This window comes from Peribacillus sp. AS_2 (assembly GCF_026891895.1).
Lineage (GTDB): Bacteria > Bacillota > Bacilli > Bacillales > DSM-1321 > Peribacillus > Peribacillus frigoritolerans.
Genome location: NZ_JAPTGA010000006.1, coordinates 192,209 through 205,330 on the forward strand (window position 1 = coordinate 192,209; position 13,122 = coordinate 205,330).

The window sequence follows — 13,122 nt, forward strand, 5'->3', positions numbered from 1 at the left end:
AGGTTGAGCGTCTTTTGCATATCTTACTCTTTGATTTCCGGCAGTGGATCGATCCTTGATGAATCCTCCAAATTCAATCCGCTTTTCACAAAATGAACAAACACTCCACCACTTAAACCAAGACAACCAACAAAGCCAAGAGTGATAACCCATTCCAGCATTACATTCCCCCCTTGGTACATGTATATGAAAAAAAAGGCGAAAATTACCTCAGAAAAGTACAATCTTTTGGAATGGTCGCACATACATTAGAAGAGAAAGGAGGGATTTTCATGCAGAATAACTACATCTTATTCTTTTTCGCCATGATAACTGGTTTTGCTTTCATCCAACTTCCTGTGGCAAACACGATTTTCTCCGGTCTTGAAACATTCCTTGACGTAGTCGGAATTGTAATCGTTCTCATTTTCGCTATCGCCATTATTTGGAAGGCGGCACAAGCGTTATTTAAAGGATAAACAAAACATGGAGGCCTATCCTTTTCGGAGGAAGGGCCTTTTTTTGTTTTGCGGAAGGAATTCGACCTTCACAATATCATGCATATAAATCTCCATGTTCCAAACAATAAGAAAAAAGACATGGGGGATGTTCCAATGAAAAAAATGGTGATTTTATCCGCTTTTATATGCTTGATATGCTCTTTGGCCAGTCCAGCTTTTGCAGAATCCTATAATTGGGGATTCAATAAAGGGAAAAATGGTACACCTGCCGATGCCGGAAAAAAATTCAATGAAATGCTGCCTGAATATGAAGCGATTTATAAGGGGGATACAAAGAAAAAAGTCGTTTATTTAACCTTTGATAACGGTTATGAAAATGGCTATACGGCCCAGATTTTAGATGTTCTGAAGAAACATGGTGCTCCTGGAGCTTTTTTTGTCACGGGTCATTACTTAAAAACGGCACCTGAGCTTGTTGTCCGTATGGCCAATGAGGGGCATATCGTAGGAAACCATTCATGGAACCATCCGGATATGACCAGCGTGACGGACGATGTGATCCGCACCGAACTTGAGCGGGTAAAAGAAGCAACGGAAAAATTAACGGGGCAAAAGGGAATGAACTATTTAAGGCCGCCTCGTGGCGTATTTAATGAGAGAACAATGAGGGTCGCAAAAAAAGAAGGATATTACCACATCTTCTGGTCACTGGCATATAGGGACTGGATTGTAGATCAACAAAAGGGTGCTGCTTTTGCACATGATGAAGTGCTTAAGCAGATTCATCCCGGCGCGATTTTATTATTGCATACCGTATCGAAGGATAATGCGGAAGCATTGGACTCAATTCTGACGGATCTTGAAAAACAGGGGTACACCTTTGGTAGCCTTGATGAATTAATGATTGAGAAACAGTTGCCGAACCGAATGCTTTATTAAAGTGAGAAGCGGGTCCTGTCGTAATATTTCAGGTCCCGCTTTTATCCATTCTTCTCAATTTCAAGTAATATTTCAGGAAACATGCTATAATACGTGGAAAACTGCTAAAGGATGGATCGCTTGTGTGGACAGAAAAATTACAGGTTCAAGGACCCTATAATTTCGATCTTGTTCTCGAACGATTATCGTTAGACCCACTTCAGGTAGTTGATTTTACTAACAGGACGGTAAAAGTTCCGCTATATATAGAAAAAGAACCGATCGTTTTGCAGGTTCAGGCAATAGGAAATATCGATGAACCATCTTTTATCATCAAAGGTCAATCAGAGGTGTACAAGTCAAAATCAATCGAACGGTTAAAAAAGGTTTTTCATTGGCATGAGCCATTGGAAGGCGTTTCCCGGCACTTCCGGGAATCCGATTTGCGGGAAATCTTCGAAGAGCACCGCGGTACTGCCATCGTCTTGGACTTCGATTACTACAGTTGCCTCGTGAAATGCATCATACATCAGCAATTGAACTTATCTTTTGCCCATACGCTCACGGAACGATTCGTTAAAACCTTCGGCTTCCAGATGGAAGGCGCCTGGTTTTATCCGACACCGGAAACAACCGCCCAACTACAAATCGAGCAATTAAGAGCCATTCAATTCAGTGGCCGGAAAGCGGAATACGTCATCGGACTTTCCGAGCAGATCATTCAGGGCCATCTCAACCTTGATATAATGGAAAAGCTATCCGATCAAGAGGTTATGGATACACTAATAAAAATACGCGGTATCGGTAGATGGACGGCTGAAAACTTCCTGCTTTTTGGACTTGGCCGGCCGAACCTATTTCCTAAAGCCGACATTGGCATTCAAAATGCCTTGAAAATATTATATGGCTTACCGCAAAAGCCAACCCAAGAAGAAATGGAGTTCTATAGTGTGAAATGGGCTCCATATCTAAGCTACGCTTCCCTCTATTTGTGGAGAAGTATTGAAAAACGGAGTGAAAAGAAATGACAAACATTCAAGATACAAAACTAGAAGTGAATCAAACCCTTCCCCTTACGATTAAACGGCTGGGAATTAACGGAGAGGGAGTCGGTTATTTCAAAAAGAAAGTCGTCTTCGTCCCTGGAGCATTACCTGGTGAGGAAATTGTAGCTTTGGTTACAAAGGTTCAGCCAAACTTCACCGAGGCGAAAATAAAAACCATCCGTAAAGAATCACCGCATCGCATTGCTGCGCCATGTCCGGTTTACGCTGAATGCGGCGGTTGTCAGTTGCAGCATTTGAGCTATGACCAGCAGCTTGTTGAAAAACGCGATATCGTCATTCAAGCGATGGAACGTCATTCGAAATTCCCAGTTTCTTCATTAAATATAAAAGAAACGATCGGCATGGAAGATCCTTGGAATTATCGCAATAAAAGTCAGTACCAAGTCGGCCAAAAAGATGGCAAGTTGATTGCAGGCCTTTATGGCATGAATTCCCATACACTGATCGATATCCCGAATTGCCTTGTACAGCATAAGGCAACGAATAAGGTAACTCGTACAGTGAAAAAGATACTGAAGAACCTGAACATCTCGATTTATAACGAAAGAAAAAGAAAAGGTGTCATCCGTACTGTCATTACACGGGTAGGATTTGAAACAGGTGAAGTCCAGGTTGTCCTTGTTACGGGAGCGGAGGAAATTCCACAAAAAGATCAGTTGCTAAAACAAATTCGTGACCAATTGCCAGAAGTGAAATCGGTCGTACAAAACATCAATAACCGGGACACATCACTAATCTTTGGCGAAAAAACGATTCACCTGGCAGGCGAAAAAGTCATCAACGAAACATTGGGTGACCTATCATACGAACTATCAGCCCGTACATTCTTCCAGCTTAACCCGGTTCAAACTGTTCGCTTATATGATGAAGTGAAAAAAGCAGCAGCCTTAACCGGCACGGAAAAAGTGGTTGACGCTTATTGCGGTGTTGGAACCATTGGGCTATGGCTATCTGAAAACGCCAAGGAAGTCAGAGGAATGGACGTCATCAAAGAATCCATTGAGGACGCCAAGAAAAATGCCAAAAAACATAAACGCAACAATGTATACTATGAAACAGGCAAAGCCGAGAATATCCTTCCACGCTGGACCAAAGAAGGCTGGAAACCGGACGTACTGGTCGTCGACCCGCCAAGATCCGGCTGTGACCAATCTTTACTGCAGACAATCTTGAAAGTTAAACCGAAAACCATAGTGTACGTATCATGCAACCCGTCCACATTGGCGAAGGACTTACAAGAACTGGGTTCATCATATCGAGTGGAGGCCATGCAGCCCGTGGACATGTTCCCGCAAACGAGCCATGTGGAAGTAGTAACGTCATTGAAGCTGATTAAAGAATAAGCAGAGTGATCCGGGAATCTGTAAAAGGTTCTCGGATTTTAATCTGCGTTTATTTCCAACCATTTGTGAAATAATGAAAGTACTGTGAAAATCGAGAAATACATAGGAGGGTTTTGGATGCATAATCATGATATATTAATTCGATTAAGATATGCGTTGGATATTAAAAATAAAGATATGGTTGAGATATTTAAACTTGGGGAGATCGAAGTGACAATGGAAGAAGTCATGCAGATGCTCACAAAACCAAAAGATGATTATTATGATGAATATGAAGAATATGATGATTTGGATGAAGCTGATGATGGGGTAAACTGCAATAACATGATGCTAGAGTCCTTTTTAAATGGTTTGATCATTTTTAAAAGAGGGAGACAAGAGCCAAAACCTGGTCAGCCTCAAAGTCAGGCACCGGCTGTAAAGCATAAGGAAAGTGTGAATAATATCCTTCTGAAGAAACTGAAAATAGCATTATCATTAACCAGTGAGGATATGATTGATATTTTGGAAGAAGCAGGAGTCATGATAACCAAAGGGGAATTAAGCGCTATATTAAGAAAAGTGGGTCATAGGAATTATAAAGAGTGCGGAGATCGATACGCCAGGAATTTCTTAAAAGGATTAACTTTGAGGTATAGGGGATAAGGGTTCGTTACTGTTTTTATCGTGCACATCATGATATTTAGGCCTTGATTTCGTGAAAAGTACTTTTCCGATTTCAGGGTCTTTTTCTATTCGAAGACATTAGGAAGTGAGAATTCATTTAAAAACAGAAGGCACCCCCAGGACACCCTCTGCATAGTAAATACGAGTTCATTAGCCTCTTAAAAAGTCTGGTTTTGCGAAATTGGGGTTAGGATATTTATAGAAGCCTTCTCCTGCTTCTCTTCCGATTTTCCCTTTATCGATATACTCCGTTTTCAATAGGTTAGCCAGCTTTTCAACTTCTGGATCACCTGTCGCTTTCGCTTTTGCAAGTGAAATATTATAAGCGGTATTGATTCCTACCACATCTATAATGGCGAAAGGTCCAAGAGGTGCTCCTGTTGCGACCATCCACGTTTTATCGATGGTTTCCGTATCAGCCACTCCTTTTAATAAGAGCATTTGGGCAGCATCCAAAAGAGGAACCAATAAGGAATTCAATATATAGCCTGGCTGCTCTTTATGTAAAGGCAGAGGAACCATTCCAATCGCTTTTGCAAATTCAATCACTTCCTCGAACACTTCATTATCCGTTCCAGGATGTTTCATGATTTCTGCGGTATTGTTTTTCCAGATTTCATTAGCGAAGTGTAAAGCCAGGAATTTTTTTGGGCGGCCTGTCGCTTCGGCAAATTGGCTTGGTAATAATGTAGAAGAGTTTGTAGCGAAAATTGTTTTTTCAGGAGCGACTTTTCCTAACTCTGTGTAAAAATCCGTTTTGATTTGAACCACTTCCGGAATCGCTTCAATCACAAGGTCAGCTTTGGCAACTGCCGTAGATAAATCACTGTGGAAAGATATGCGGGCATAAGCAGTATTAAGATTTTCCTCTGTAGCTCCTATGTCTTCTTTATAGTATGGCTTCAAATTAGTGATCCTATCTTTTGCACGTTCCAATGCTTCATCATTGATGTCATATACTGACACGTTGAACCCTTTGAATGCAGTTTGAAATGCGATCTGACTTCCTAAAACGCCGCTGCCGGCAATCGTGATATTTTTATCATGCATGGCCATTTCTCCTTTATTTCTCTGAATATCTCTTCTTGTTAATTATGCACTTAACTTGAATATAGATGCAGGAATAAACTTGAAATAGTTTTTTCCCCCTTTTAAAAGAACGGATAAACACGCATATAGGCAGACCATTTTAAATGGTTTTTACCATTCGTTTATGGGAAGAAGAGACATAGAGAAACTTGATGAATGAAAGATGGGTAAAACAATTTTCATTACTGGAGCGGGCAGCGGGCTTGGAAGAGGAGCTGCACTCGGGTTAGCAAAGCTGGGGCACCGTGTAATTGCCACAACGGAAATCACTTCCTAGAAAACGGATCTTATGAGGGAGGAGCGGGAACGGGGCTTGGATATGGAAGTCTTCAAATTGGATATTACAAATGAACGTGATCGAGCAAGAATTGATAATCATGACTTTGATGTATTTGTTGCAAATGCGGCGATCAATGAAGGAGGGCCGCTCGGAGAAATGCCGATGGACCGATTCAGGGCGATCTTCGAAGTGAATGTTTTCGCTACACTAGAATCCGTTCAGTTTGCTGCAAGAAAGATGGTCAAAAAAGGAAAAGGGAAAATCGTGTTCTTAAGTTCAATGGCTGGGATCATAACGACACCTTACGGCGGCCCGTATGCAGCAACCAAACATGCCATCGAGGGAATGGCATTAACTTTAAAGGATGAGCTGGAGGAGTTTGGGGTGCAGGTTGCGACCATCAATCCGGGTGCATACAATACCGGTTTTAACGACAGGGCAGCTGAGGAAAAATGGAAATGGTACGATGGAGAAAAGAATTTTACAAGAGCAGAGGATATGAAAAAGCAAGAAAAGGGATTAAAAAACCAATTCGATCCGGAAGATATGATAGAAAAGATGATCGAAATCATCCCGGCTGACCACCATAAATTCCGTACTGTTCATCCCGAGAAAACGGAAAAACAGATGAAGGAGGCCGAAAAGGAACGGTGGGACATGGAAATCTGATTTATGGGGAGCATTATTGTCATAGGATTAGTGCAGTAGAGGAGTAATTTTGTTAGTTATGCATCGATTGTGGACAAGGAAGAGAAATAGGCAAAATCCTTTTTCTTAGCGCCTTTATCCCATTCTTTTGCATGACTTTTTTGTTTTTTGGACGTGAGATTCAATTCAATATCCGAGCTGATCATCAGCTCATTTTGTATTGTTGTAATGGACTTAAGCGTCCATTAGTACAATGTAAAACAGACAAAAAAGAGGATAATTAATCCCCTTGCTGACTATGGACGAATTGGAAGAACTCGGGTTTGCCTGCGGTTTTTATCTTTAAAAACCAATCCAGTTGATTAGAGCGGGTGAACGGGACTCCTGCTTAAAAAAGCGACCCCTCAGGGCAAAGCCCCCGAGGAAAGCGATTGCCTGGAGAGGGAAATAAGCCCCAGTTCATGATCAGGAATGAACCATTCTGAACTTCCTTTTGTCAACAAACTGAAAGTGGATTTCTCCCCTTGGTTTACTTGTCTTCATTTGTTTGTTCATCAGGTTTTTGGATGATTTCTTTTAATTCTCCAATGTCACCTTTTGCATTGATAATCTCAAAAATCTCATTTAGGCCTTCTGAGGTTTTTTCATCTTCCGTTTTCACTATACCCCTCCTTAATTAGGTTAATGGTTAAGGTCTCCAAAAAACCAGTAGATATAACATCGTTTGCTTTGGAAAATTGATGAAATTCTCTTCGTGTTTTCATTGATATAAACGCATTTTAGACGGATGTTGATTGTAAGAACTACAAAAATTCAAATTTTTTTGTCCACACAATATGGACAACATTAAAATTATCCATTATTATGAGTGTTATAACACTTAGTATAAAGGGATTTGCACTAATACTGTGTGTGTTTTTGGAGAAGACACGTGTATTTTTGGAAAAAAGGGAAAAAATACAATATTTTTAAAATAGGTGTAAAATATAAAAAAATCCTGCATTTATTCCAACCATCAATAAGGGGGTATATTAAATGTCAAGTGAAATATTAAATGAATTTTTGAAAGAAAATTTGGAAGATTTAAAAGAAAAGGGACTTTACAACGTTATTGATCCAGTGGAAGGTGCTAATGGTCCGGTTATCACGATTGCGGGCAGGGAGCTAATTAATTTATCATCCAATAATTATTTAGGTTTAGCAACAGATAGACGATTAATAGAGGCTTGCATAGAAGCGACGAAAACATATGGCGTCGGTGCAGGTGCCGTTCGTACGATCAACGGAACGTTAGATATTCATGTCAAATTAGAAGAAAAGCTCGCCGAGTTTAAGCATACAGAAGCAGCCATTGCTTATCAATCTGGATTTAACTGTAATATGGCAGCGATTTCAGGAGTGATGGATAAAAATGATGCCATTCTTTCAGATGAACTGAATCATGCTTCAATCATTGATGGATGCCGACTTTCCAAGGCAAAAATCATTCCCTTTATCCATTCCGACATGGATGATTTACGGACAAAAGCACGTCAAGCAAAGGAGTCCGGATTGTATAACAAGATCATGATCATTACCGACGGAGTGTTCTCGATGGATGGGGATATAGCCAAACTTCCTGAAATTGTGAAGATTGCCGAAGAGTTCGACTTAATTACGTATGTTGATGATGCGCATGGTTCGGGTGTATTAGGTAATGGTGCAGGAACGGTTAAGCATTTTGGGTTATCGGATAAAGTGGATTTCCAAATTGGGACATTATCCAAAGCCATTGGTGTTGTGGGGGGCTATGTAGCAGGAAAGAAAGATTTGATTGATTGGTTAAAGGTGAGAAGCCGTCCATTTTTATTTTCAACGGCTGCCACACCGGGAGCAGTTGCAGCTAGCATAGAAGCCATCAATATTTTGATGAATAGCTCAGAACTTCAAAATAAGCTTTGGGAAAATAGCGATTACTTGAAAAAAGGCCTAAAAGAAATAGGGTTTGATATCGGGGAGAGCGAAACACCGATCACGCCTTGCATTATAGGTGATGAAGCAAAAACGCAGCAATTCAGCAAGAGGCTGAATGAAGAAGGTGTGTATGCTAAATCCATCGTATTCCCTACCGTTCCAAAAGGTACAGGAAGAGTGAGGAATATGCCTACTGCGGCTCATACAAAAGAGATGTTGGATAGCGCATTGGCCATTTATAAAAAAGTAGGAAAAGAGATGTCGATCATATAAGTAGATTGCTTGTTTCGGAGTTTAAAACATGGGGAGGGATTTTTGATGAAAAAGGTCTTGGTAACGGGAGCTTTAGGTCAAATTGGTTCAGAACTGACGCTAAAAATGAGAGAGGTTTATGGAGCTGACAATATCATTGCGACAGATATCCGAAAAACGGACAGCGATGTTGCTCAATCAGGTCCATTTGAAGTTTTGGATGTTACGGATGAAAAAGCGATGTTTAACATGGCAAAAAAACATGAAGTGGATACGATCATACATTTGGCCGCTTTATTGTCGGCAACAGCTGAAAAGAAGCCGCTTTTAGCTTGGCATTTAAACATGGGCGGATTGGTCAATGCTTTGGAAACGGCACGAGAACTCGATTGCCAATTATTCACACCTAGTTCCATTGGTGCGTTTGGTCCAACCACTCCTAAAGATTGGACACCGCAAGACATCATTCAACGGCCGAATACGATGTACGGCGTGAATAAAGTATCCGGAGAGTTATTATGTGATTATTATCATCATAAATTTGGGGTTGATACGAGGGGGCTTCGATTCCCGGGACTGATTTCGTATGTCACACCTCCTGGCGGCGGAACTACCGACTATGCAGTTGAAATTTACTATGAAGCGATTAAAAACAAGCGATATACTTCTTACATTGATAAGGGAACGTCTATGGACATGATGTATATGCCGGACGCTTTAGCTGCCATCATTGCTTTAATGGAGGCAGATGCTTCAAAATTGAAACATCGGAATTCTTTCAATGTTTCTGCCATGAGCTTTGATCCGGAGCAAATTGCTGCCGAAATTAAAAAGCATATACCGGAATTTGTCATGAATTATGAAGTCGATCCTGTAAGACAGTCCATTGCAGACAGTTGGCCAAATACAATTGATTCAACATGTGCAAAGGAAGAGTGGGGATTCAAGGCGGAATATGATTTGGAGAAAATGACCAATGATATGTTGTTAAAGCTGAGATTAAAGTCCCTTTTGGTAACAGCGTAATAAACCTGCAAGCCGAATAAAAGAGTTGCAAAACTCTTTTATTCGAGTTATTTTATACAGGGGAATTTTTACGTTTAAGGGGTGAACTTGTTATACCGGTAAAAAGTAAGCGCTTTCTATGGCACCTCGGACAGAATAAAGAATTAACATGAAAATGGATAGTAATCTTTCCAACTGTCAGGAATGCTTAAAAGTGAAGAGTGATTTTATGAGGCGGCTTTAAGAAAGATTAAATAAAGTGGTGCCTTCTATATCATTTCTATACTAAATAGGGAGTGTAATAAGCATCTTGCATAAAATTTCGACTATTAGTAGTGTAGGGGGAAATGGAATGGCAAACAAAGATTTGAATAGGGACTTGAAAGGTCGTCATATTCAGATGATCGCTTTGGGCGGAACGATTGGTGTCGGTTTATTCATGGGTTCAGCCAGCACGATTCAATGGACAGGTCCGTCTGTAATGTTAGCTTATGCGATCTCTGGTTTATTTATATTCTTGATCATGCGCGCAATGGGGGAAATGTTGTACTTAGAGCCAAGTACAGGGTCATTTGCAACATTTGGTTATAAGTACATTCATCCATTGGCAGGGTATATGACAGCTTGGAGTAACTGGTTCCAGTGGGTTATCGTCGGGATGGCAGAAATTATTGCAGTGGGGACGTACATGCAGTATTGGTACCCTGATCTCCCTGCTTGGATTCCAGGTTTAATTGCAATGGTGATTCTTGGAGTAGCGAACTTAATTTCCGTTAAGTCCTTTGGGGAAATTGAATTTTGGTTTGCACTGATTAAAATCGTAACGATTATTTTAATGATCGTTGCAGGGTTTGGACTGATTTTCTTTGGGATCGGTAACGGTGGGGAAGCTTTAGGGTTATCGAATCTTTGGGAACATGGCGGTTTATTTACAGGCGGCTGGAAGGGCTTCTTCTTTGCTCTCTCACTTGTGGTTGCCGCTTATCAAGGTGTAGAATTAATCGGGATTACGGCTGGTGAAGCAAAAGATCCGCAAAAAACGATAACCAAAGCGATTCAAAGTACCATTTGGCGTATTTTAATCTTCTATATCGGTGCGATCTTCATTATTGTAACCGTTTACCCTTGGGATCAATTAAGTTCGATTGGCAGTCCATTTGTTGCGACCTTTGCGAAGGTTGGTATCACGGCAGCAGCCGGAATCATTAATTTTGTCGTAATCACGGCTGCAATGTCTGGCTGCAATAGTGGTATTTACAGTGCAGGACGCATGCTTTACACATTAGGGGTGAATGGGCAAGCGCCAAAGTTCTTTGCAAAAGTATCTAATAGCGGTGTCCCTTTATTCGGTACGTTCGGAGTGATCGTCGGTTTAGCGATTGGGGTTGTTTTAAGTTATATTGCACCAGAAAATTTATTTGTGCATGTATACAGTGCGAGTGTACTTCCTGGAATGATTCCATGGTTTGTCATTCTGATCAGTCAAATTAAATTCAGGAAGGTCAAAAAAGCTGAAATGCACAATCATCCATTCAAGATGCCGTTTGCACCTGTTACAAACTACCTGACCATCGCTTTTTTGATCATGGTATTGATCGGTATGTGGTTTAATGATGACACACGTATATCTCTTATGGTTGGAATAGGTTTTCTGGCTATCGTAGCAATCAGTTATTTCGCTTTTGGAATAGACAAGCGTGTACAAGCAAATGCTCAAACAGAGGCTAAGAAGGAGGACAAAGTGGGTTAATCCATCATTCACTTTGCGTTTTGCAAAGGGTTGCTGCGGCAGCCCTTTTCCAATGAAATTAATGATAAAATGGATTAAAATGGTTGCTTCATTGTGAAGGGTGAACTTTTTATGTTTGGACTTAAAATTCAGAAGAAAAGGAGAAATTGACAATGACCACTTCAAAGAAGAATTTGAGGACTTGCGAAAAGGGACACAAATACTATAAATCCAGCGACTGTCCGACCTGCCCTGAATGTGAGCAGGAACGAAAACCTGATACAGGATTCCTTTCAGTGCTCTCGGCACCTGCCAGACGTGCATTGGAAAGCAATGGGGTAACCTCTTTACAACAGCTATCAGCATATAGTGAAAAAGAGATTTTGAAATTCCACGGTATGGGACCAGCTTCTTTACCGAAACTTAGGGAAGCTTTGGAGACAGGTGGGTTATCATTCAAAGCTTAATCAATTTAGTGAATAAGGGATCAGGAACTTCTTTTTTATGGACATCATCCTTGTTAAACTGATAGTAACTCTAAAAAGTGAGGTAACGAAAAATCATGAGTTCCTATACTCCCTATTTTGAATTCAATCGAAAAAAGTGGGCATCTTTGCGAAACCATACCCCTCTTCCTTTAACAGAAGAAGAATTGGATAACTTAAAAGGAATAAATGAAGAAATATCCATTCAGGAAGTGGAAGAGGTTTATTTGCCCTTGACCCGTTTGATCAATTTACATGTTGAGGCATCTCAGCAGCTTAACACAGCCACTTCTTCATTTCTAAAAACTGATGCTAAAAAAGTACCTTATATCATTGGGATTGCAGGGAGTGTTGCTGTAGGAAAGAGTACGACTGCAAGGTTGCTTCAGACTTTATTATCCAGATGGGATAATCACAGAAACGTAGGTCTTGTCACTACCGACGGTTTTTTGTACCCAAATGATCTTTTAGAAGAAAAAGGATTGATGAAAAGAAAAGGGTTTCCTGAAAGTTATGATACCCAAAAATTAATCAATCTTATCGGAGATGTAAAAGCGGGAAAAAATAAATTGGAAGTTCCAATCTACTCACATTTGAAGTATGACATTTTGCCAAATGAAGTGCAGACGATCTGTAATCCGGATATTTTAATAGTGGAAGGTGTTAATGTTCTTCAAGTTGACAAGGAAAATCAAGTATTCGTCAGTGACTTTTTTGATTTCTCACTCTATGTAGATGCAGATGTTAACGACATAGAGCGGTGGTATGTCGAAAGGTTCCTTTTACTTCAAAAGACTGCATTTCAAAGTCCCGAATCCTATTTCCATCGTTATATTGACTTTTCTAAAGAACAGGCCATAAAAAAAGCGACTCAAATTTGGGAAGAAATTAATTTGAAAAATTTACATGAAAATATACTGCCGACAAAAGGACGGGCAAAACTCATCTTGAAAAAAGGGTCGGAACATAAAGTTGAAAATATCTTTTTGCGAAAATAAGAGAAATAATGTTTTTTTGTAATAGCAATAAGTTAAGAAATTATATTAATGAGGGACTATGAGATAAGTCTTAAAATTAAGAATATTACCGGTGATATTACCTTATACTGGTTTAATTTTCAGTAATTATTGGTATTGTTATAATATCTAATAATTGGGTGGAATTTATGATACTAGTTAAAAAGTTAAGAGTTTAGCAATTTCAGGAAGTCCCTAGTTTTTTAGGGAAATGGTTACAGAAAGTTCTAA

13 protein-coding genes and 1 pseudogene are annotated in these 13,122 nt (G+C 40.1%); 11 read left to right on the plus strand and 3 right to left on the minus strand.

Annotated elements, in window-relative coordinates:
- Window positions 1-23: 23 nt before the first annotated feature.
- Window positions 24-161 carry a hypothetical protein gene (locus OTG27_RS13010; RefSeq protein ID WP_164468808.1) on the minus strand — a complete coding sequence of 46 codons (138 nt, stop codon included), beginning with the start codon at window positions 159-161 and terminating at the stop codon, window positions 24-26.
- A gap of 111 nt (window positions 162-272) precedes the next feature.
- Here OTG27_RS13010 and OTG27_RS13015 point away from each other — a divergent pair, with 111 nt between their 5' ends.
- From OTG27_RS13015 to OTG27_RS13035, 5 genes are all read left to right on the plus strand, one after another.
- Window positions 273-458, plus strand: a complete 186-nt coding sequence (locus OTG27_RS13015) for a hypothetical protein (protein WP_034306471.1) — start codon at window positions 273-275, stop codon at window positions 456-458.
- A gap of 135 nt (window positions 459-593) precedes the next feature.
- Entirely contained in the window at window positions 594-1,379 is a 786-nt protein-coding gene (gene pdaA / locus OTG27_RS13020) for a delta-lactam-biosynthetic de-N-acetylase (RefSeq protein WP_057278630.1), read from the plus strand.
- 122 nt (window positions 1,380-1,501) lie between these two features.
- Window positions 1,502-2,386, plus strand: a complete 885-nt coding sequence (locus OTG27_RS13025; RefSeq protein WP_268937147.1) for a DNA-3-methyladenine glycosylase family protein — start codon at window positions 1,502-1,504, stop codon at window positions 2,384-2,386.
- The gene (rlmD, locus tag OTG27_RS13030) at window positions 2,383-3,768 is read left to right on the plus strand and encodes a 23S rRNA (uracil(1939)-C(5))-methyltransferase RlmD (protein WP_057278632.1); all 1,386 of its coding nucleotides are present in this window, start codon (window positions 2,383-2,385) and stop codon (window positions 3,766-3,768) included. The genes OTG27_RS13025 and rlmD overlap by 4 nt, the downstream gene beginning before the upstream one ends.
- Window positions 3,769-3,885: 117 nt before the next feature.
- Window positions 3,886-4,413, plus strand: coding sequence for a YehS family protein (locus OTG27_RS13035; protein ID WP_034305651.1), 528 nt, complete (start codon window positions 3,886-3,888; stop codon window positions 4,411-4,413).
- Window positions 4,414-4,584: 171 nt separating this feature from the next.
- On the opposite strand, the gene OTG27_RS13040 is transcribed toward OTG27_RS13035, so the two are convergent.
- Window positions 4,585-5,484, minus strand: coding sequence for a 3-hydroxyacyl-CoA dehydrogenase (locus OTG27_RS13040; protein WP_268937148.1), 900 nt, complete (start codon window positions 5,482-5,484; stop codon window positions 4,585-4,587).
- A 202-nt stretch (window positions 5,485-5,686) separates the two neighbouring features.
- Between OTG27_RS13040 and OTG27_RS13045 the strand changes: the two are divergent.
- Window positions 5,687-6,472 (plus strand): annotated as a pseudogene (locus OTG27_RS13045) (SDR family oxidoreductase).
- A 508-nt stretch (window positions 6,473-6,980) separates the two neighbouring features.
- Here the strand turns inward: OTG27_RS13045 and OTG27_RS13050 are convergent.
- Entirely contained in the window at window positions 6,981-7,112 is a 132-nt protein-coding gene (locus OTG27_RS13050) for a hypothetical protein (protein WP_255256744.1), read from the minus strand.
- Window positions 7,113-7,486: 374 nt separating this feature from the next.
- On the opposite strand from OTG27_RS13050, the gene OTG27_RS13055 reads away from it, so the two are divergent.
- From OTG27_RS13055 to coaA, 5 genes are all read left to right on the plus strand, one after another.
- Entirely contained in the window at window positions 7,487-8,677 is a 1,191-nt protein-coding gene (locus OTG27_RS13055) for a glycine C-acetyltransferase (RefSeq protein WP_268937149.1), read from the plus strand.
- A 45-nt stretch (window positions 8,678-8,722) separates the two neighbouring features.
- Window positions 8,723-9,682 carry an L-threonine 3-dehydrogenase gene (locus tag OTG27_RS13060; protein ID WP_268937150.1) on the plus strand — a complete coding sequence of 320 codons (960 nt, stop codon included), beginning with the start codon at window positions 8,723-8,725 and terminating at the stop codon, window positions 9,680-9,682.
- A 331-nt stretch (window positions 9,683-10,013) separates the two neighbouring features.
- Complete coding sequence (locus OTG27_RS13065) at window positions 10,014-11,411, plus strand: amino acid permease (protein ID WP_268937151.1); 1,398 nt, start codon at window positions 10,014-10,016, stop codon at window positions 11,409-11,411.
- A gap of 152 nt (window positions 11,412-11,563) precedes the next feature.
- Window positions 11,564-11,857: an RNA polymerase alpha subunit C-terminal domain-containing protein gene (locus OTG27_RS13070; RefSeq protein WP_268937152.1), complete on the plus strand. Its 294-nt coding sequence runs from the start codon at window positions 11,564-11,566 to the stop codon at window positions 11,855-11,857.
- A 95-nt stretch (window positions 11,858-11,952) separates the two neighbouring features.
- Entirely contained in the window at window positions 11,953-12,873 is a 921-nt protein-coding gene (gene coaA / locus OTG27_RS13075; RefSeq protein WP_268937153.1) for a type I pantothenate kinase, read from the plus strand.
- The last annotated feature ends 249 nt before the right edge of the window (window positions 12,874-13,122 follow it).

Excerpts from the sequence above, each read along its gene's own strand:
- OTG27_RS13010 (WP_164468808.1), bottom strand. The coding sequence starts at position 161 with ATGCTGGAATGGGTTATCACTCTTGGCTTTGTTGGTTGTCTTGGTTTA.
- OTG27_RS13015 (WP_034306471.1), top strand. The coding sequence starts at position 273 with ATGCAGAATAACTACATCTTATTCTTTTTCGCCATGATAACTGGTTTT.
- pdaA (WP_057278630.1), top strand. The coding sequence starts at position 594 with ATGAAAAAAATGGTGATTTTATCCGCTTTTATATGCTTGATATGCTCT.
- rlmD (WP_057278632.1), top strand. The coding sequence starts at position 2,383 with ATGACAAACATTCAAGATACAAAACTAGAAGTGAATCAAACCCTTCCC.
- OTG27_RS13035 (WP_034305651.1), top strand. The coding sequence starts at position 3,886 with ATGCATAATCATGATATATTAATTCGATTAAGATATGCGTTGGATATT.
- OTG27_RS13040 (WP_268937148.1), bottom strand. The coding sequence starts at position 5,484 with ATGCATGATAAAAATATCACGATTGCCGGCAGCGGCGTTTTAGGAAGT.
- OTG27_RS13055 (WP_268937149.1), top strand. The coding sequence starts at position 7,487 with ATGTCAAGTGAAATATTAAATGAATTTTTGAAAGAAAATTTGGAAGAT.
- OTG27_RS13060 (WP_268937150.1), top strand. The coding sequence starts at position 8,723 with ATGAAAAAGGTCTTGGTAACGGGAGCTTTAGGTCAAATTGGTTCAGAA.
- OTG27_RS13065 (WP_268937151.1), top strand. The coding sequence starts at position 10,014 with ATGGCAAACAAAGATTTGAATAGGGACTTGAAAGGTCGTCATATTCAG.
- OTG27_RS13070 (WP_268937152.1), top strand. The coding sequence starts at position 11,564 with ATGACCACTTCAAAGAAGAATTTGAGGACTTGCGAAAAGGGACACAAA.
- coaA (WP_268937153.1), top strand. The coding sequence starts at position 11,953 with ATGAGTTCCTATACTCCCTATTTTGAATTCAATCGAAAAAAGTGGGCA.